Raw genomic sequence first — 18410 nt, forward strand, 5'->3', positions numbered from 1 at the left:
CCCACCAGTTTCCTGACAGATGAAAGCAAAAAAACAGACACCGTTTCGAGCCCTACGGTATAAGGCTCAATTCCGTGCCTGAACGTTTGATTTGCGAACCGCGTCTGACACCTCAATCACTTGAGGCACCACAGCCGATCCAACAGAGGTCGCGCTTATGCCCAAGGATTCCCTCCCCGTCAAGGCCTGATGTCGGAAAAATCCAAAAACAATAAGGGGAAACGCGTTTCCGGAGCGTCTTGGTTTACCCCCGCACCGGACGCGGCCTTTGACATCACCCGATGCACCCCACAGATGATCAATCTTGATCAATAGCTGATTGCAGTTGACGGCTCCACCAAAGCGGGCATTATGTACCGCAATAAACCGGCGCCGCATTGAAGCCGCCAACAGGGACTACATTCAGGGGGACAGTCATGTCATTGAAATCTACCGCCGCCACAGGTGCGTTTATCGCGCGTACACTCATTATAAGTGCAGGCCTTATCCTGCCTGCGTCTGTTTTCGCACAAACGACGACACCGACGCCCGCAGCAGAAGCGCCTTCTGAAACGACCGTAACTGTCGAAGGCAAGCTAAAACCTAAAACAGCCGAACGCGCCCTGAGGCTAAACCCCAGAACGGCCAGTTCCTGTAATTTCATGTCCTCAGGCATGGGCAATTCCGAGACCTACCTCATTCAGGACTATATCGCGGCCACCACCGGCAACTCCAGCCCCGAAGCTATGGCCTCCGCCGGTGTCACCTATAATGACGATGGCACGATCTCTCAGGGTGACGGCAACACCTATTTCCGCGAAAACAGCCCTTATGGTGACGCCTCAACATCGTCCAATGCGGCAGCCGGTTTCATGAACCGATTTGATGGCAGCCAATCAACTGAATCGAATATTGCGGCCTATTGTTCACCCGGCGATCTGGCCTACACGGCCGGGCGCGCTCATATCGCCCGCCGCGATAAGACCCTGCCCGAAGCCTATGCCCTGTTTGATGCCAAGAAATACCCCGAAGCGCTGGAGATGGCGAAAAAATCCTACGCCAAGCTGACCGATTCCGAAGGCGGGGTCGAAGCCTCCCTGATGATCGGCAAGATCTATGTTTACGGCCTGCACGGCACTGCCGATGTCCCCGAAGGCTTGAAGTGGCTGGAGCGCGCCGCGGGCAGCCGCTTTGACATCACCCAACAGATGCCCGCCTTTGATCCGAAATACCCCGAAGACAGCCTCACCCCCATAAGCGAAGCCGCCGTTCTGATGGCCAAGGTCTATATGGTCGGTTTGGGCGTGCCGAAAAACCCGAAAGAGGCCCGCAAGTGGTTTGAGCGCGCCAACTATGTCGGCTATGTCCCGGCGGCCAAGACTTTGGGTGACATCTATTATTATGGCTATGACACGCCCAAGGATGTCAAAAAGGCTGTCGAATATTATACGCAGGCGGCAAAGCTTGGCTTCACGCCGGCGCAGTATTCGCTGGCGGAAATCTATTACTACGGCGACGACGGCACCAATGCCGACGTTAAAACCGCCGTCGCCTGGTATTATGAGGCGTCCAGACAAAGCCATGCCGGTGCGCTCCATGCCGTGGCCCGCGCCTATGATGCTGGCGAAGGCGTGGCCGCCGACCCGAACAAGGCGCTGGTCTATTATAAAGAGGCCGCCCTTGCCGGTAATGCCGATGCCCAGAACGCTATGGGCACCTATTTCTATCAGGGCGGGCAGATCGCCAAGGATGATGTGTCGGCGCGTAAATGGTTCGAAGCTGCCGCCCGTCAGGGCCAGGATGAGGCCATGTTTAACCTCGCCGTCATGATGATGAAGGGCGAAGGCGGTGACAAAGATCCGGTCATGGCCTGGGTATGGTTCCGCCTGGCTCAGGCTAAAGGCCACGAAAACGCCAAAGCCGCCCTCACCGCACTGGAAAAACGCATGACCGATGCCGATAAGGCGCAGGCTCTGGCGATCCTGTCGCCACCGGCAAAGTCTTAAACGCATCAACGATAACGGGAGGGGAAAAATGAAAACGATCAACAAGAGCCATACCCGCGTGCTTATGCTCGCGGCAGCGGTTGCATGTCCGCATAGTGGAGCAATTGCACAGACTGAGCCCGCTCAAAAACCAGCCCCGGAGGCATCCAAACCTGCAAATGCAGAAGAAGGTGATATCACCACCGTAACGGTATTTGGGAAACTCACCCCACCAACAGATTCCCTGACGATTGATGTAAGCTCCGCTTCATCTTGTGGCTTTATGTCATCTACCGGCTCCGGATATGACGGATATGCTCGACGATTTATCCGTGACGACAGTGGCGATTACAAATTTAGCGCTCGAAGCCCTTACGGTGATGCCTCACGTGATGACAATGGTGACCGTGCAGCAGAGGGCCTTGGCTTTGGTGGCGGTCGTAGAAGCGTTGGCGGATGCGGCCCTGCGGACTTTGGTTTTGCCTCCGGACGCGCCCAAATCAGAGCCCGCGACACCACTATGCGTGAGGCGGTCGATCTGTACAACGCCGGAAGATACTCAGAATCTCTGGCGATGTTCAAAAAATCGTACAGCAAGATAGGGTATCATGAAGCCGCACTCATGATTGCCAAAATGCACCTTTATGGTGTGGGTACGGAAAAGAATGTTCCCGAAGCCATAAAGTGGTATGAAAAACTGGCACTGCAACCCAACCGGTCAGGCCGTAAGAGCATCTCAACTTACATGACGCCTATGGTCGAAGCCTCCATGACCCTGGCGAAAATATATCTGATCGGTTTTGACGTCCCAAAGGATTCAAAGGCCGCTCGGAAATGGTTCGACCGCGCCTATGATGTCGGCTATGCCCCTGCAGGAAAAACTTTGGGCGACATATATTATTTTGGCTACGACACACCACGCGATCTGGCCAAGGCCGTGAAGCACTATACGGAAGCCGCTCAGCATGGCTATGCCCCTGCCCAATATGCGCTGGCTAATATTTTGTATTCCGGTGAAGAGACCATCAAAGCCAATCCGAAGATGGCGCTGGACTGGTACTGGCATGCGTCCAAACAAAAGCACCCCGGCGCGACCTATGCCGTGGCGCGGGCCTATGATCTGGGCGAAAACGTCAAGGCCGATCCCGACCGCGCTTTGAGCCTCTATAAGGAAGCCGCCATCGGGGGCGACGGTGACGCTCAGAATGCCCTGGGCACCTATTTCTACAATGGGCAGATACTGCCAAAGGATCAGACCACCGCCCGTAAGTGGTTTGAGGCCGCCGCTGTACGCGGTCAGGCCGATGGTATGTTCAATCTGGCGGTCATGATGATGAAGGGCGAAGGTGGCGATACCGACCGCACCAAGGCCTATGCGTGGCTGACCTTGGCGCAGAAAGCCGGTCATCCCAACGCCGAAGCGGTGCTCAAAATTCTGGAGGGCCGGATGACACCGGCTGAAAAAGCCGCCGCTGACGCCCTGCTGGCGCCGCAAACCTGAGATTTGGCCTTAGCCGAACAGACCGCCCTTATCCTGTCGGTCTTCGTCCTGTTCCGGGCCGAAGGCCGACAGGAGCTGGGTCTGGAACAGCAGGCCCTTATCGCCGGTGTCCGAGCCAAACATCATGTCGAGCAACGCCTGATTGGCATCAACCCGCTGGGCCCGCGCCACCAGAAACCCATTCAGGTTTTCCTCAATTGCATCAGGCTGTGCATCGGGCATGGTCACCACCCCGCCCGCTTTGCTGGTCAGATTGGCCATGACTTCAGCGACCGTGGCCGCCCGCCCCTGTTTGTAGAATATCGAGCGATTGGCCGCCGCCGCCTGCGGGAACATAGATGCGGCCGAAGCACCGGGGCGGCTGTCATGGGCCTGCATCAGTTGCGCCGCCCCCGCTGGCCCCAGAAAGTGCGCGGCATATAGCTCACCCGCCGACGGATTACGGCCTGTGCGGCCTTTGAGATAAGCGGCATTGCCCGCCGTTAGTTCCGCGCCCATGGTCGAGGCGGCTGTGGCGTCATAGCGCAGGCCCAAAACCTGCTTGCGGGCGGCGGCATCCGGCACGCTGTAGCGGCCGTTGGCGTTCCTGACGATCTGATTGGCATAGGCCCCGTAGCCGTGCTTGGCGCCGTGGCTTTTGACGGTCGCCAGCCAGGTTTGCTCGATAAACTGAAACAGGCCCGCCGCCGATGAGGTCGGGGCTTTGGCGCGCGGATTAAGCGAGCTTTCGCGCTGGGCGGTCTTGACCAGATAGCTGAAATCCACGCCAGTTGTCTGCGAAGCCCGTTGCAGGGCCTGCATAACCGGATTGGTGCTGGTCTTGCCCTGTGCTTGGGCCGCAGCTTCACCGCCGGATGTGGGAATCGAACCGAATTTCATACGGCAAATTTTGCCGGTTTATAGTTAACAGGAAATTAACCAAACCTGTTCGGATCATATACCCCGGCATCGTCCGGCAAAATTACACCGGTCATCCCCGCAATAATCACCTCAGCGGCATAGGGCCCATAGATCCAGCCATTGCGGCGCATGGCTGTGGCCACCCATACGCCAGACGCCGCGTCCTGACCGATGAGCGGCCAGTGATCGGGACTGGCAGCCCGCACTCCTACCCGCGCCACCGCAGCGTCATCAACCGCGGGCATAAGGCCGGACGTGAATTTCAGCGACTTATCTTTTAAGGACGCGACCGCGCTATCTTCGATATCCACATCGCCGCGTCCGCTTTGCATGGTCGCGCCGAATTTCGACAGGCCATCATAGAAAACAAAATAGCCCCACGGTGAGCGCACCATACGCCCCGCCAGCACCGGATCGGATTTGCGCGTCATGTCCAGCAAATGGCCCTTAATGGGCGTCAGGGCCGACAGCGACGGCACCTCAGCGCCAAAGCGAGCCGAGCCATAGCCCGCGCACACCACGACATGACCGGCGCTCAAACGTTCCTCTCCCGCCAGCACCACCTCATGGGCGGCGACCTTAAGGACATTGGCATCACGCCATTGCCCGCCGCGCTCAAGGAACAGGTATTTGAGATAGCCCAGCACCGGCTCCGGCGAAATGACCCAGTCACCGGAAAGTTCGATACCCTGAAACGGTGCGTCATAACCAATCGCCCCTAAGGCGGGCTCAGTCATCAGCTTAGGCCGCGCCCCCATGTCGGTGAAGCGTTTCAGCATATCCTCAGCCGATGGCCCCGGTTGCCATAACCATACGCCAGGTTGCGCCATTTCAAGCACGGCGGTCAGCCCAATGCCGTCCGCAAAAGCGGTCCAGGATTTCTGCGCCGTCGCATAGCGGGCAAAGCTTAAGGTTGGATCGGCCTCGGTCATGGCCTCCAACGCCGGCGCCACCATCCCCGCCGACATGGCTGAGGTCGTGGCCGTTACATCGTCTTTGGCCACAATCGTCGCCGACAGCCCAAGATCGAGAGCGCGCAGCCCCACGCACAGCCCCACTATGCCGCCGCCGATGATGATTACGCTATAGGGTGATGCTGTCATCGCATATCCGCCTCAACTTAAGCCGCCTGTTTAGACGCAAAGCCATAAGCTTCGCCACAAAAGATTGGCGAACTGCGGCATTATGACCATTTGAGGAAATATTAGTGATGGTACCGTCTGCTGGTTTCGAACCAGCTACCTCCAGAGCCACAATCTGGCGCTCTACCAAGTGAGCTAAGACGGCATATCATCAGTGCATAAGTCATAAGACTTATGATCAGGGCGCTGTCTCTAACCGAGGCCGCGCCCGTGATCAAGTGCGAAGTTAAGCCAAACCCACAATTATGCCCAGCAAAGACTTAAACACGATCAGGATCAGTTATAGCCCTTGGACTTGATATAGGCCTCTAGCTGGTTGATACGGGTCTCATCCGACGGGTGGGTCGACAGGAACTGCGGCTGGGCCCCTCCGGTGCGTTGCGCGGCCATATTGCGCCACAAGGCAATCGATTCAGACGGCTTGTACCCGGCCTTGGCCATCAGATCGACACCGATTTTATCGGCTTCAAGCTCATGCTGGCGCGAGAACGGCAGGATAACGCCCAGTTGCGCGCCGATACCGCCATAGCTTGAGATCACCTGCTGAGTGCGGCCAGACGTAGCCCCTGCGGCCACCTGAATACCGACCGAGGTCGCCACCTGCTGCGAGTAACGCTCGGCGGCGTGCTGAGCGATGTTGTGACCGGTTTCATGACCCAGCACCGCCGCCAGTTGGTCATCGTTCTTGACGACCTTGAACAGGCCGGAATTGACCCCGACCTTATTGCCCGGAATGACAAAGGCATTGGGTTGCGGGTTATCGAACACCACATATTCCCATGATTGCCCCGACAGGCCCGCAGCCTGAACGATACGCGCTCCAACGGTTTTGACCCGGCGGTTCATCTCAGGATCGGTCGAGATTTTTGAGGTCTTGAGCGTTTCCTGCCAGGCCGCCATCGCCGGTGCCGCCAGTTGGTCATTATCCACCAGCAATAACTGCGACCGCCCAAGGGTTTCATTGGTGGTACAAGCCGCAACAGACACCAGCGCAATGGCCGCTATACCTGCGATTAAATGCTTTGAATTCATGAGCGATGTCACCTGATGCCTGTTCCAGTTTTCACGAACTATCGCCCAGCCCGTATTAAATTACAATCAGGCAATCTCACCATCTGGCTCATCATTTAGCCGCGGGTGGCTTCCAGTCGAAACCGAATGATATCTCACCTTCCGATGGAATCAAAAGTGTCGGGCCACCAAAAACGACCAGCCCCCTATCCTCAAACAAGGTTTGCGCCGAAGCACCTAACCCTGTTCCCTTTGGCTTTTCACTCGTCACGGTACAATGCGTTATGTCTCCGACGGTCTCTGACTCAGCAACCTTATAGGCACACCGCAATTTTATATGCGCGCTCTTTTGGCTGCCTTTGGGGTAATAGTCATCTGCATTAGTGCCAGCCTTAAAGCCAATAGTCTCACTTTCAGGCCGAAGTGGCCCTCCTTGCAACACCCATCTGTATCGCAAGGTTATGCGTCCGGCTTGCAAGCTTTCACCGTACTGTGTCCTCACTCGTCCGTAGCGGTGTATAATATCTTCCGTGGCTTTACCAAAGCCCATGCCTGCAGGATATTCTTCAAGCGTCCGGCAGCTTTTTATAGAACTCGTAGTTTCCCCGGACGGAGGGGCATCAAAATCACATTCAATGCGCGCGACACCAGACTGTTCGGCGTCCAAAGCCTTAGCAGGATAATGCTTTAATGCCTCCGTTCCGCTTGGATATCTGGCCCAAACGAGGGGCTGCTCTGACGGGGCGGACGCAGGGTTTACCGACGCCACCGTATCATCCTGCGCTTCGCCAACGCCCGCCGTTATCAGGCTGATGATAAATCCCGCCACTAATGTTGCGCTACGGCCCACACTTCTGTTGATCATCCCCATCCCTCACGTTACTAATCGAATTCGCCTGTTTCCGGCAGGTACCACAGGAAAAACACCGGAAATCCCCCCTCGCGTTTATCTGTATCTATGCCGGTGGAATAGATGCGGGTTTTGGCCTCAAACAACTTGCGGGTTGCCTCTCCAAAGCCTTTGTTCTTCGGGAACTCACGCACCACGTCACAGCCGGTGACTTCGTCCTTTCCGCCCTCGCTTTTCCACTTGCACCACAGGCTGACGATCCCCGCCGTATCCCCGGTCATCAAGGCCGCAGGATAGTATGGCTGCGCGTCGGCCAGGGTCGGCTTTATGATGATCATACCGTCAACTATGCCATCACCTTCCAGCGTCCAGTGATAGCGGATTTTTATGGTCCGCTTTTCCGGCGGCAGCTTTGCGGTCTTTTCCAGATCGACCGTCCCATAAACCATCAGCAGCCGACGGGTAGCGTCGCCAAAACCATAGCCGTCCGGTGCTTCTTTAAGAATATCACAGTTCGTAATACGGCCTTTTTCGTCCCACCGGCACTCTAGGGTCGCGCTGCCGGGGACTTCCTGATCAAGCGCCGTATCCGGATAATAATCCAAGGCCTGATCGCCGGTCGGGTAGGTTTTCCAGAAAACCGGCGGCGGCGGGATTTCGGGGATTTTGTTAAATTCAGGACGCTCAGTCGGTGGCGTCTGAGCGGGTGAGGCTCCGTAACCAACGGACGCCACCCCGCAGGTTATCACCGCGACCGTAACTAAAAATCGTAACCCCATAACGCCCCCTGCCACTACAGTTTCATAATACCGTGGCGAGGTTGTAAGGCAATAAAAAACACCCTGAGACGAAACTCAGGGTGTTTTCAGTGTATCAGGAATTTTTAGTCGAGTGACCAGCGATAACGGATCTTCATCTTATCGCCGTCGCGTAAGGCACCATTGGCCGTCTGCGGTTTGGCGCGGGCATGTTTGACCATTAAGTCTGCTGTTGCCTGACCGAAGCCGTAACGGGCCGGATTTTCGGACAGAACCGAACAGGCCGTGATTTTACCTGACGCATTGAATGTGCATTCCACCAACGCCTCCCCTTCGATTTCCTGATCCAGAGCCCGTGCGGGGTAATAATTCAGCGCCGCCTCCCCCGTCGGATAGCTGGCCCATTGCGCCTTGACATAAGGGCTTGTCGCCGGCTGCGAGGATGTCCCCGCAGTTTCAGTGGGTGTGCCCGTCGCGATCGTCGCGGGCGGCGATGTCGTCACCACCGGGCCCGCATCAACCGGTGACGGCTCCACCGGTATCGGCGGCGGCGCCAGCGGGGTTATAGGCGACTTATGAAGATCAATGGGTGGTGATTTCGGTGCTTGGGTCGGCGGTGGCGGTGGGGTAAACCTGATCATAACGCCGTCATTAATATGCACTGGGGGCGGCGGCGGCAGTTCAATCATCTGAAAATTCTGATTGATCAGATAGGCCGCAATCCCCGCATGCAGCAGGGCCGCAACGCCCAGCCCGGCCAAAACGGACGGCGATAACCGGCGATGAGCGGTCGTTGCAAACAGCGGATGATAAACATTATGCGCCACTTCGGACATGATGAACCCCTGTGAAAGGTCGTGACGCCCTCCGGTCGGTTGCGTCTGTCATGCCACATATCTGGGCCACCGGCATTAAGCGCAGTCAGCCCGAAAGGCCAAAATATCAAGCGGCTTTGGCCACGACATCGTGACACACAAAAGCTCATGAACCCTAAGAACGACAGGACTTATGGTTGTTGCGCCTCCCCAATCTGACGCTGGGGAAAGCAGCATCAGAATACCGCAGAATTTTGCGTCTCAAAGTCAATAAACTGTGATCACAAAAACTCGCGCCCTGCACGAACCGCGTTGACATAGAAAAACACCCCGCAGTCGCCTGCGGGGTGTTTTTTTAGCGGGTATCAGGTGGATTAGTTCAAGGTCCACTTATAGCGGATCTTAATCTTGTCACCTTCTTGGATTACGCCATCAGAAGTCTGCGGTTTAGCACGGGCATAGCGTACCAGAACTTTAACCGTAGCCTCACCAAACCGATAACCGGCTGGCTTTTCGCTGATGACCGTACAGCCTGTAACCTTACCACTACTGGCCAGAGTACATTCAACCGTAGCCTCCCCTTCCACTTCACCGTCCAAAGCGCGTGGTGGGTAGAAGTTCAGCGAAGTTTCGCTGTTAGGATAGCTGGCCCATTCCGCTTTCACGTAACGCGGTCCAGCGGGAACCACAGGTGCAGGCGGCGGTGGCGGTCCGGGGATGACCTGAGGGGGGCCCTCATATTCAACCCGGTCTTCCTTCTTGGTCGGCTCGATCCGGATAGGTTCCGGTGCCGGTACATCCGTTACCACCGGCTCACGAATCTGGAGCTTAGGTGGCGGCGGCGGCAGATCGGGCGGCGGTGGCGGAGGCGGTGGAGGCGGCGGCGGAGGTGGCAAAAGCTCCTCCAGCGTCGTATCTATCTTCTCATCCACATACTGGACTTCTTTGATCTCGAACCTTTCTTTGTAGATATAGTAACCGAGAGCAACGTGGAATACGGCGGCAACACCGACACCGATAAAGATAGCACCCTTGTTCTTGTTAGGGGGCGGATCCAGAATCGGGTCGCGGCGTCTGTGGGGGGTCTCTTCCATAGTGTCTGGGCCCTCCTTACTTGTTACCGTCTTCGCCGACCAGAGCCACACTGTAGAAACCACTGTCCTGCAATGCGTTCATGACTTCCATGAAGGTGCCGTAGCGAACCTTCTTGTCAGCACGAATAAAGATACGCTCTTCGTCGGGATTACGCTTACCAATCAGACGCTTCAGATCTGCACCTAAGCCATCGACTGATGTGGGACCGTCACCGATAAACAGATCACCATCAGCCTGGATGGAGATGAATACCGGTTTGGGCGGGTTTTCTTGCGGTGGGGCGACGGCTGTTGGCATTTGAACTTCTACCGACACAGTGGCCATTGGGGCGGCCACCATGAAGATAATCAAAAGCACCAGCATGATGTCGACGAACGGCGTAACGTTAATTTCGCTGTTCTGCTCGATATGAAACTTCGAGCCGCCGCCACCTGATAGCTTGGCTCCCATCTAAATTACGCCCCTTTGTCGAGTTGACGCGACAGCGTATTCATCAGTTCCGAAACAAATTGCTCCGAACGGGTGCCGTAAGCAGCGATCATGGTGTTGAAGATGTTGTACATGGCAACGGCCGGAATAGCGGCGGCCAGACCGATACCGGTCGCCAGAAGGGCTTCAGCGATACCCGGAGCCACAACAGCCAGGTTGGTGGTGTTGGTGTTCGCGATACCGATGAAGGAGTTCATGATCCCGTAAACCGTACCGAACAGACCGATGAATGGCCCAAGCGACCCGGTCGAAGCGAGGAAGGTCAAGCCACCCGACAGGCGCTTGGACAGACCGGCCTGAACGGCGTTGATCGAGGACGACGCGCGGTGCAGGGTCGAGTCGCGGTGTTCACCGGAGATCGACAGGCCAGCGGACTTGGAGATCTGAATTTCTTCGGTCGCCACAGCGGCCATGTCGGCCATCGGGTTACCGGCAAATTCGTCAGACACCGAAACGCGGTTGATGTCAGCGATCGAGCGAGCGCCGCGGAAAGCTTCGAGGTAGTTGTTCGACGCTTTGTTCAGGCTGCTGAATTCGATCATCTTCACGACCAGGATAATCCAGGACAGAACCGACATCAGCACGAGGCCGATCATCACGACCTTAACGACCGGCACGGCCATCATGAACATGGTAGCAACGGTCAGTTCACCGTGACCTGCTTCGGCCGGGGCCGCAGCGTCTTCAGCAGGCTCAGCCGCAGGGGCTTCAGCAGCAGCGGCAGGCGCCGCTTCAGCAGCCGGGGTTGCCGGAGCGGCAGCCGCCAGACCGGGGACGCTCATGAACAGTGCAGCCGCACCGAGCAGAGCAATGAGAGGGTTGTGTTTCTTGTGTTCGAGCATTTTTCGCCAATTCCTGAATTAGGACATTACCCGTAACGGGCTGACCAAGGACTAAAGGGGGAAGCGTTTACCCCGTGTTAAAACCTAAATTCCCCTCAAAAAAAGCCGGACCTTTTGGCCCGTCTTTGCCCTTTTGGGGAATCTTCTTGTGATACAAACACCCATACCGAGTTCTGAACGCTCTGTCAGGGGCCGTTATGCACACACAATCCAAGCCATTATGGATCATAAAGATTCAAATGGCGATCACTTTGTTACTCCCAACGAAGTGATTTGTGACTAAAAAAGCCGCGCCAGCGCTAAACGTCAAGGTGCCTGACAGGACTTTTTAAGGCTTAACCCCGTGTATCGTCAGGATAAACACATAAGGAAATTATAAAAGCTCAACCTTGTCCGCACCTTAACCAAAATGTGGCTAATGAAATTATTTTAATGTGCATTTGACTTTTTTTCGCATTGGCACTGTCACCTGCACGGTTACACTCCCAGAAGGCGAGTTTGCAACGACTGTTACCGCTAACGCGTGAGTCGGACACAACTCATCAAACGACACAAATGTGTTACAAATGAGCGGTTTGTGAGGCGGATACCATTTTATGAGCCGCCACGCCCAATTCAACAGACGGCGGAAAACGGCTGACGGTGCATCCTTATAGGCAAGACGACCTTAGGAACCCCCTTATGCAATTTGTGAAATCCGCCCTACCCGCTGTGTTAAGCGGCCTAATCGCGCTCGAAGGCACCCCCGCACTATCCCGCGATTACTATTTCGGTTCTGATCTGTCCTACGTCAATGAGATGGAAGACTGCGGCGCCACCTATCGCCGGGGAGACAAACCCGAAGATATCTATGGCATATTCAAATCTTCCGGCGCCAATCTGGTGCGGTTGCGGCTGTGGAACGATCCGAAGTGGACGCCCTATTCCAATCTGGCCGATGTGACCAAGGCCATGCGCCGGGCCAAGGCAGCCGGTTTGCCGGTTCTGCTCGATTTCCATTATTCCGACGACTGGGCCGACGGCGACAAGCAACTCGTGCCCGCGGCGTGGGCGCCCCTTAACCTCGATCAGCAGGTCGAGGCACTTTATAACTTCACCTATGACACCCTGATGACCCTGCACGCGCAGGGGCTGATGCCGGATCAGGTGCAGGTCGGCAATGAGACCAATGGCGAGATGATGGGCTCGGTGACCTGGAAACAGGGCGATCCGCATAAGCCGACCAACTGGGAGCGCAATGCCCGCCTGTTCAATGCCGGCATCAAGGCCGTGAAAGCCGCGGGCGAAAAGGCCGGTAAGACACCCCGCATAATGCTGCACATCGCCCAGCCGGAAAATGTCGAAAGCTGGTTCCTCAACGCCACCAAGGCGGGGATTACCGGTTACGATCTGATCGGCATCAGCTACTATAAGAAATGGTCGAAGATGGACATGGCGGGCTTAGGCGCCGTCATCAACCGCGTACGTCATACCTATCCGGACAAGGATATTGTGGTCGTCGAAACCGCCTACCCCTTCACCGACAAACACCTTGATACCAACGTCAATCTGATGGGGGAGGATTCAACCTTTGCGGCCTATGGTTTTTCACCGCAAGGTCAGGCCCGCTATCTGCACGACCTGATGCAGTTGACTCTCGATAATGGCGGGGTCGGTGTCGTCTACTGGGAACCGGCGTGGGTGTCGACCAAGTGCAAGACCCGCTGGGGCGGCGGCTCGAACTGGGAAAACGCCGCCTTCTTCGATTTCGACGGCAAGGCCCTGCCCGCACTCGACTGGCCCAAAGCGGCCTATGTCTATCCGGTTGAATTGACATTCCGGGTCAAGGATACGGGACAAAGCGCCATGTATCTGAGCGGCGATTTCACCGGCGGTCTGGCCGTACCGATGATCCGGCGCGACGGTTATTTCCGTTATTCGAGTTGGCTGCGACCGGGAAGCGTTATACTGGCTGGGGTTGCGACCACGCCGGACGCGCTGAAAGACGCCCCGGCTCAGGAAATCAAGGTGCCCCCAAAAGCGGCCGCCCTGATTTTGTCAGAATAGTTTCCGACTTAGTAGTTTGCGGCCCACAAGCCACACCCCAACAATTATCATACAAATATATAGCCAAAGGCAGAGACCTGTGATTAGCTGCCCTCAAATGCCCGCATCAGACGGTCATGTGAGGGAAGCGTCATGGTTATGCCTGCACAAAACCGAAATCCGGTAAAAAAAATCACATCGCCACCGGCGGAAAATGCCCGTTCGTGCATCTTATACCACATGGCCACATTTTTGGAGCGCAGGTCATGACCGCTCGGTCTGGAATGTGCACCAAGCATCTGGCTTTTGTCGGCAGCCAAATTCTGCCGCATGAGGCGGGGTTGCGGCAGTGGCTCACGCGCGCAGGTTTATCCGCCAGCGAGCGTGACGATCTGGTGCAGGAAGTTTATTATCGCCTGCTGCGTCAGACGAGTTTTGACCATATCGAAGACCCGCGGGCCTATATGTACCGGACGGCCCGCAACATTATGCTGGAACAGATCAGAAAGAACCGGGTAGTGTCGATTACGACCGTGCAGAATATCGATGAACTGGGCAGTATCGACATCGCCCCGTCACCTGAGCAGGCTGTGTCTGCGCGGCGCGAACTGGCACGCGTCATGGGCTTTATCGAGGCCCTGCCCGCCAGATGCCGCGCGGTGTTTGAACTGCGCAAGGTTCACGGCCTGTCGCAGGCCGAAACCGCACGGCGATTGTCTTTGAGCGAGAATATCATCGAAAAAGAAACCGCTAAAGGCTTGTCGCTGATCCTCAAGCGTGTGGCCGAGGATAACCCGCCGCCTGCCGACATTGTGCCGGCACCTACCCGGAATGCGCATGTCAACTATTGACGACATTGCGGCACAGTGGGTAGCCCGCCAAGCTTCGACCCAATGGGATAACGAGGCTCAGGCGCAGCTTGATGACTGGCTGATGGCTGATGTCCGCCATCAGGGCGCGCACTTTCGGGCGCAGGCGGCGTGGCTGATGCTGGACCGCGCCAGTGTTATGGGCGCAGGTGGCTCTGTGCCTGAGGTGCCGGAATTCAATGATACCCCGTTCGTCGTGACCCTGGCCCCTCACCCGCCGCTGACCAGACGCCGGATACTCACGACCCTGGGCGGAGGTGCCGTGGCCGCATCACTGACGGTGGGGCTGGGGCTGGCCTATGCGCTCAAAGACCGCGTAAATTTGACGACCGAAGTGGGTGAATTGCGCAAGATCCCGTTGAAAGACCGCAGCATTGCCAGTGTCAACACCGACAGCCGACTTGAGATCGACCTCAAAACCAGCCAGCGCGACATCAGGCTGATCCGGGGAGAAGCGTGGTTTGATGTCGCCAAAGACAAGACCCGCCCCTTTGTGGTCGCCGCAGGAAATGTCCGGGTGCGCGCGGTGGGTACGGCCTTTAGCGTCCGCAAATTTGATCACGGTGCCGAAGTGCTGGTTACCGAAGGCGTGGTCGAAGTCTGGAACACCAATACCGACACCGCCCCTGCGCGTCTCACCGCCGGAACCCGCACCTTTGCACCCGATGCCGCAGCCCTAAAGACGGTCGAGTTCCGCCCCGACGCGGTTGACCGGGCGCTGGCCTGGCGTGAGGGACAGATCGCCCTTGACAATGACACCCTGCAAACGGCGGTGAACGAGTTCAATCGCTATAACAGCCAGAAGATCAGGCTGGCCGACCCCGCCCTGAATGATGCCCGTCTGGTCGGCTGGTTCCGGACGGATCAACCGGAAACCTTTGCCCGCGCGGTGCATGGCGCGCTCAATGTCACCGTCAACATCCGGAACGATGAAATCATTATCGGTTAAAAACCCATTCGTATGATAATTTTTGCAGGCCTGGCGGCGGAAATTTTGCGCAGGTTCATCCTTAACTACAGGGAGGGATGAAGCCCTACACAACGGCTTCGTCTGCAAAATCGCCACACTCTGTCCCAGGGTGCTGGCACATAAAAGTGGGAACACCATATGAGCCATCTTTTCGGGCCTTCACGGCTGGCCTTAGCCGTCGCCCTGTCCACATTTGCGGGCTTTGTGCCTGCGATCGCGCCGGCCTTTGCCGAAACACAGGCCCCTGCTGCGGCCAGCAAAGCTTTCTCCATTCCGGAACAGTCCGCCGCCAAAGCCGTGCAAAGCTTTGCCCGTCAGGCCGACCTGCAAATTCTGGCGACCGCCGCCGACCTTGAGGGCGTGCGCACCAATCCGGTCGAAGGCACGTTTGCAGTCAATACCGCGCTGGAAAAACTGGTCGCGGGCACCGGTCTGGTGGTTAAATCCAATGATGGCAAAGCCGCCGTGCTGGTCAAGGCTTCCGCCCCCAGCGCCGAACGCGTGGCCGGAACGGCTCAGGCGACCGCTCAGGCCGAGGCCGATGCCCCTGTCGAAGAAGTCACCGTCGTCGGCATCCGCAAATCCCTGCGTGACGCCATCGGCCAGAAGCGCGCCAGTTCGGGCGTCGCTGAATTTATCTCGGCCAAGGAAATCGGCGTCCTGCCCGATGTGACCATTGCCGAATCTCTGGCCCGCCTGCCGGGCGTCAACACCTCACGCGACCGCGGCAATGACAGTCAGGCCGCCATCCGCGGCATCGGCCCGCGCATGGTGCTTGGCACCGTCAATGGCCGCGAAGTGGCGACGTCTGAGCCCGACCGTAACGTCCGCTGGGAAATCTATCCGTCCGAAGTGGTCGCCGGTGCCGCTGTTTACAAATCCTCCGAAGCCCGCCTGCTGTCGGGCGGCATTTCCGGCACGGTTGATATCCAGACCATCCGTCCCCTGTCCTATTCCGGCCCTGAGTTCGTCACCCGCGCCGGTGGCGTCTATTATGACGGCGGCGCGGAATTTCCGGGCTATGACGGTCTGGGCTGGCGTGCGTCCGGTTCGTGGGTGAAAAAGGTCAATGACCAATTCGCCTTTGTTATCGGCCTGACCGGCCAGAACCAGAAGAACGGCTATGAAAGCTTCCGCGGCTGGGGCTTTAATGATGACAGCATCCGCCCCGGCAATTCGACCGGCTCGATCGTAACCGGCGGCCCGAAGGTGCCGACCCCGTGGGGTGCGGGCGCCGAAGCCAAATATCTTGATTCCGACCGCTATTCGGCCTCATTCGGGGCACAATACCGTCCGAATGCCAATTTCGAGCTGACCTATGACCTGCTCTATTCCAAGTACAAGATCAAGGAAGACCAAAATCAGGCCTGGTACGGCGGTAACAACTGGGGCAACTGGGCCGGCGGCAATATCAACAGTTACACCAATCCGGTAATCGTCGATGGCGATCTGATCGGGGCGACCACCGCCTGGTCGGAAATCACCGCCGTCGTTGCCCGCTATGAGGAAGACAAGTCCCTGCTGGTCACCGGCCTGAACGGCAAGTGGACCTATGACAAATGGACGGTGTCGGCCGATCTGTCCTATTCCAGCGCCGAACGCAGCAACCTGTGGCGCTCGGTTCAGATGAACGCCTATCCGGCCAGCATGACCTGGCTGCTGACCGAAGATCCGTCGATCACGGTGACCCAGCAGCCGGAGACCTTAAGCTTCGCACCTGAGTTTGGCGAAGCCACCCCCGGCCGCGTCGAAGATGAACTGACCGCCGGTCAGCTCGATTTCAAGCGTGAGTTCAGCGGCGACTTCTGGACTGAGCTTATGTTCGGGGCACGCTATGCCGATCGCACCAAGCAGGAAGCCAGCGGCTATGGCCAGTATCCGGCACCTTTATCCGTGACCATCGCGGGGTCTTCGCTTCAGGCCTATAAGTTCAACAACTTCAACATTCCGTCGATGCTGAACGGCGATTTCGACAGCCTGTTGCAAACCGCCTATGGCGCCAATGCGGTCAATCCCGATCCGGAGAGCCTGAAGTTTAACTCTGAGGTCAGTGAAAAGGTGTGGGAAGCCTATGTACAGGCCAATTTCGAGAGCACCTTTATCGACGCGCCGGTCAGCGGCAATATCGGCCTTCGCGTAGTCGATGTCGACAGCCAAAGTGCGGGTGAATCCCGCTCCGGCGGCGGCTGGTTCCAGAACCCCGACAGCTCCTGGACCGAGTACCCGCTGGTCGTCACCACGGCTGAGGGCGGCGTAAGCTACACCAAGGTTTTGCCGTCGGCTTCGGCCAAGATCGAGATCATCAGTGGCGGCTTCCTCAAGCTGGGGGCGGCCCGCGTCATCTCCCGTGCCCCGATGAACGAGCTTAAGGCCAACCGCAGCCTGTCACCGGTCGCACCCTATACCGGCTCGGCGGGCAATCCCTACCTTAAGCCGTTCGAAGCCGATCAACTCGACATCGCCTATGAATACTACTTCCGTCCGGACTCTCTGTTTGCCGTGTCGGGCTACCATAAGAACGTCAAGAACTATGTCGGCTATGACCAGCGTTCCGAGACCATCATGGGTCGCCCCTATGTCCTGACCTCACCGGTCAATTCGGATAAGGGCGGCTATATCTCAGGCGTCGAATTCACCTTCCAGACGCCATTTGATACGCTGTTCAATGTGTCGTGGATGGAAAAATTCGGCATTTACTCGAACCTCGCCCTCGTCAACTCCAACATCAAGGAAATGGTGCCGGACAGCGATCCTCTGCCGATGAACGGCGTGGCCGACACGACCGCCATTCTGGATCTGTGGTATTCGGACGCCAAGTTCGAAGCCCGTCTGGGTGCCAAGTATCACTCCGAATATACCGCCATCCTGGGTTGGGATTCGACCAATCTGGTGCGCGTCCTGCCGGAAACCACGCTTGATTTCTCGGCCGGTTATAATGTCAATGACAAGATAGCTCTGCGCTTCCAGGCGGGCAATCTGCTCGATACGCCGATGAAGATCTATACGGACTATAAGCGTAACCGCGTCGGCGACATGAGCTATTACGGACGGCGCTTCCTGTTCGATGTAACCTATAAGTTCTGAGCGTAAAGACTAAAACGGGGGAAAGACTGACCGCCGGGTTTTCGCTTGAAAGCCCGGCTTTTTTATTTGTAAGATAATTCCAACGAAAAACGAGG

15 protein-coding genes and 1 tRNA gene are annotated in these 18410 nt (G+C 57.0%); 6 read left to right on the top strand and 10 right to left on the bottom strand.

Going from position 1 to position 18410, the window contains the following annotated elements; all coding sequences use genetic code 11:
* Positions 1-416: 416 nt before the first annotated feature.
* Positions 417-1985, top strand: coding sequence for a tetratricopeptide repeat protein (locus PQU98_RS04280; RefSeq protein WP_272743641.1), 1569 nt, complete (start codon positions 417-419; stop codon positions 1983-1985).
* 262 nt (positions 1986-2247) lie between these two features.
* A complete protein-coding gene (locus tag PQU98_RS04285) occupies positions 2248-3465 on the top strand; it encodes an SEL1-like repeat protein (protein WP_272743642.1) in 1218 nt (405 codons plus the stop codon).
* Between the two features lie 9 nt (positions 3466-3474).
* Here the strand turns inward: PQU98_RS04285 and PQU98_RS04290 are convergent, their stop codons facing one another.
* The 10 genes from PQU98_RS04290 to PQU98_RS04335 form a co-directional block, all read right to left on the bottom strand.
* Positions 3475-4344, bottom strand: coding sequence for a transglycosylase SLT domain-containing protein (locus PQU98_RS04290; protein WP_272743643.1), 870 nt, complete (start codon positions 4342-4344; stop codon positions 3475-3477).
* Between the two features lie 35 nt (positions 4345-4379).
* Complete coding sequence (locus PQU98_RS04295; RefSeq protein WP_272743644.1) at positions 4380-5468, bottom strand: NAD(P)/FAD-dependent oxidoreductase; 1089 nt, start codon at positions 5466-5468, stop codon at positions 4380-4382.
* Positions 5469-5576: 108 nt separating this feature from the next.
* A tRNA-His gene (locus PQU98_RS04300) sits at positions 5577-5652 on the bottom strand.
* A 131-nt stretch (positions 5653-5783) separates the two neighbouring features.
* Positions 5784-6539: a M48 family metallopeptidase gene (locus PQU98_RS04305; RefSeq protein ID WP_272743645.1), complete on the bottom strand. Its 756-nt coding sequence runs from the start codon at positions 6537-6539 to the stop codon at positions 5784-5786.
* Positions 6540-6630: 91 nt separating this feature from the next.
* Entirely contained in the window at positions 6631-7383 is a 753-nt protein-coding gene (locus PQU98_RS04310; protein WP_272743646.1) for a hypothetical protein, read from the bottom strand.
* 17 nt (positions 7384-7400) lie between these two features.
* Positions 7401-8147, bottom strand: a complete 747-nt coding sequence (locus PQU98_RS04315; RefSeq protein WP_272743647.1) for an energy transducer TonB — start codon at positions 8145-8147, stop codon at positions 7401-7403.
* Between the two features lie 104 nt (positions 8148-8251).
* Positions 8252-8962 carry a TonB family protein gene (locus PQU98_RS04320; RefSeq protein WP_272743648.1) on the bottom strand — a complete coding sequence of 237 codons (711 nt, stop codon included), beginning with the start codon at positions 8960-8962 and terminating at the stop codon, positions 8252-8254.
* 353 nt (positions 8963-9315) lie between these two features.
* Positions 9316-10035, bottom strand: coding sequence for a TonB family protein (locus PQU98_RS04325; protein WP_272743649.1), 720 nt, complete (start codon positions 10033-10035; stop codon positions 9316-9318).
* Between the two features lie 16 nt (positions 10036-10051).
* Positions 10052-10486, bottom strand: a complete 435-nt coding sequence (locus PQU98_RS04330; protein WP_267526319.1) for a biopolymer transporter ExbD — start codon at positions 10484-10486, stop codon at positions 10052-10054.
* Positions 10487-10491: 5 nt separating this feature from the next.
* Positions 10492-11367, bottom strand: a complete 876-nt coding sequence (locus tag PQU98_RS04335) for a MotA/TolQ/ExbB proton channel family protein (protein WP_272743650.1) — start codon at positions 11365-11367, stop codon at positions 10492-10494.
* A gap of 681 nt (positions 11368-12048) precedes the next feature.
* On the opposite strand from PQU98_RS04335, the gene PQU98_RS04340 reads away from it, so the two are divergent.
* From PQU98_RS04340 to PQU98_RS04355, 4 genes are all read left to right on the top strand, one after another.
* Complete coding sequence (locus PQU98_RS04340) at positions 12049-13413, top strand: glycoside hydrolase family 53 protein (protein WP_272743651.1); 1365 nt, start codon at positions 12049-12051, stop codon at positions 13411-13413.
* A 245-nt stretch (positions 13414-13658) separates the two neighbouring features.
* Complete coding sequence (locus PQU98_RS04345) at positions 13659-14243, top strand: RNA polymerase sigma factor (protein ID WP_272743652.1); 585 nt, start codon at positions 13659-13661, stop codon at positions 14241-14243.
* Complete coding sequence (locus PQU98_RS04350; protein ID WP_272743653.1) at positions 14230-15210, top strand: FecR family protein; 981 nt, start codon at positions 14230-14232, stop codon at positions 15208-15210. The genes PQU98_RS04345 and PQU98_RS04350 overlap by 14 nt, the downstream gene beginning before the upstream one ends.
* 159 nt (positions 15211-15369) lie before the next feature.
* Complete coding sequence (locus PQU98_RS04355; protein ID WP_272743654.1) at positions 15370-18315, top strand: TonB-dependent receptor; 2946 nt, start codon at positions 15370-15372, stop codon at positions 18313-18315.
* Positions 18316-18410 lie beyond the last annotated feature (95 nt).

Origin of the sequence: Asticcacaulis machinosus, assembly GCF_028550435.1 — a bacterium.
Taxonomy (GTDB): domain Bacteria; phylum Pseudomonadota; class Alphaproteobacteria; order Caulobacterales; family Caulobacteraceae; genus Asticcacaulis; species Asticcacaulis machinosus.

Coding starts and splice junctions, on each gene's coding strand:
- PQU98_RS04280 (WP_272743641.1), top strand. CDS start 417: ATGTCATTGAAATCTACCGCCGCCACAGGTGCGTTTATCGCGCGTACA.
- PQU98_RS04285 (WP_272743642.1), top strand. CDS start 2,248: ATGTCATCTACCGGCTCCGGATATGACGGATATGCTCGACGATTTATC.
- PQU98_RS04290 (WP_272743643.1), bottom strand. CDS start 4,344: ATGAAATTCGGTTCGATTCCCACATCCGGCGGTGAAGCTGCGGCCCAA.
- PQU98_RS04295 (WP_272743644.1), bottom strand. CDS start 5,468: ATGACAGCATCACCCTATAGCGTAATCATCATCGGCGGCGGCATAGTG.
- PQU98_RS04305 (WP_272743645.1), bottom strand. CDS start 6,539: ATGAATTCAAAGCATTTAATCGCAGGTATAGCGGCCATTGCGCTGGTG.
- PQU98_RS04310 (WP_272743646.1), bottom strand. CDS start 7,383: ATGATCAACAGAAGTGTGGGCCGTAGCGCAACATTAGTGGCGGGATTT.
- PQU98_RS04315 (WP_272743647.1), bottom strand. CDS start 8,147: ATGGGGTTACGATTTTTAGTTACGGTCGCGGTGATAACCTGCGGGGTG.
- PQU98_RS04320 (WP_272743648.1), bottom strand. CDS start 8,962: ATGTCCGAAGTGGCGCATAATGTTTATCATCCGCTGTTTGCAACGACC.
- PQU98_RS04325 (WP_272743649.1), bottom strand. CDS start 10,035: ATGGAAGAGACCCCCCACAGACGCCGCGACCCGATTCTGGATCCGCCC.
- PQU98_RS04330 (WP_267526319.1), bottom strand. CDS start 10,486: ATGGGAGCCAAGCTATCAGGTGGCGGCGGCTCGAAGTTTCATATCGAG.
- PQU98_RS04335 (WP_272743650.1), bottom strand. CDS start 11,367: ATGCTCGAACACAAGAAACACAACCCTCTCATTGCTCTGCTCGGTGCG.
- PQU98_RS04340 (WP_272743651.1), top strand. CDS start 12,049: ATGCAATTTGTGAAATCCGCCCTACCCGCTGTGTTAAGCGGCCTAATC.
- PQU98_RS04345 (WP_272743652.1), top strand. CDS start 13,659: ATGACCGCTCGGTCTGGAATGTGCACCAAGCATCTGGCTTTTGTCGGC.
- PQU98_RS04350 (WP_272743653.1), top strand. CDS start 14,230: ATGTCAACTATTGACGACATTGCGGCACAGTGGGTAGCCCGCCAAGCT.
- PQU98_RS04355 (WP_272743654.1), top strand. CDS start 15,370: ATGAGCCATCTTTTCGGGCCTTCACGGCTGGCCTTAGCCGTCGCCCTG.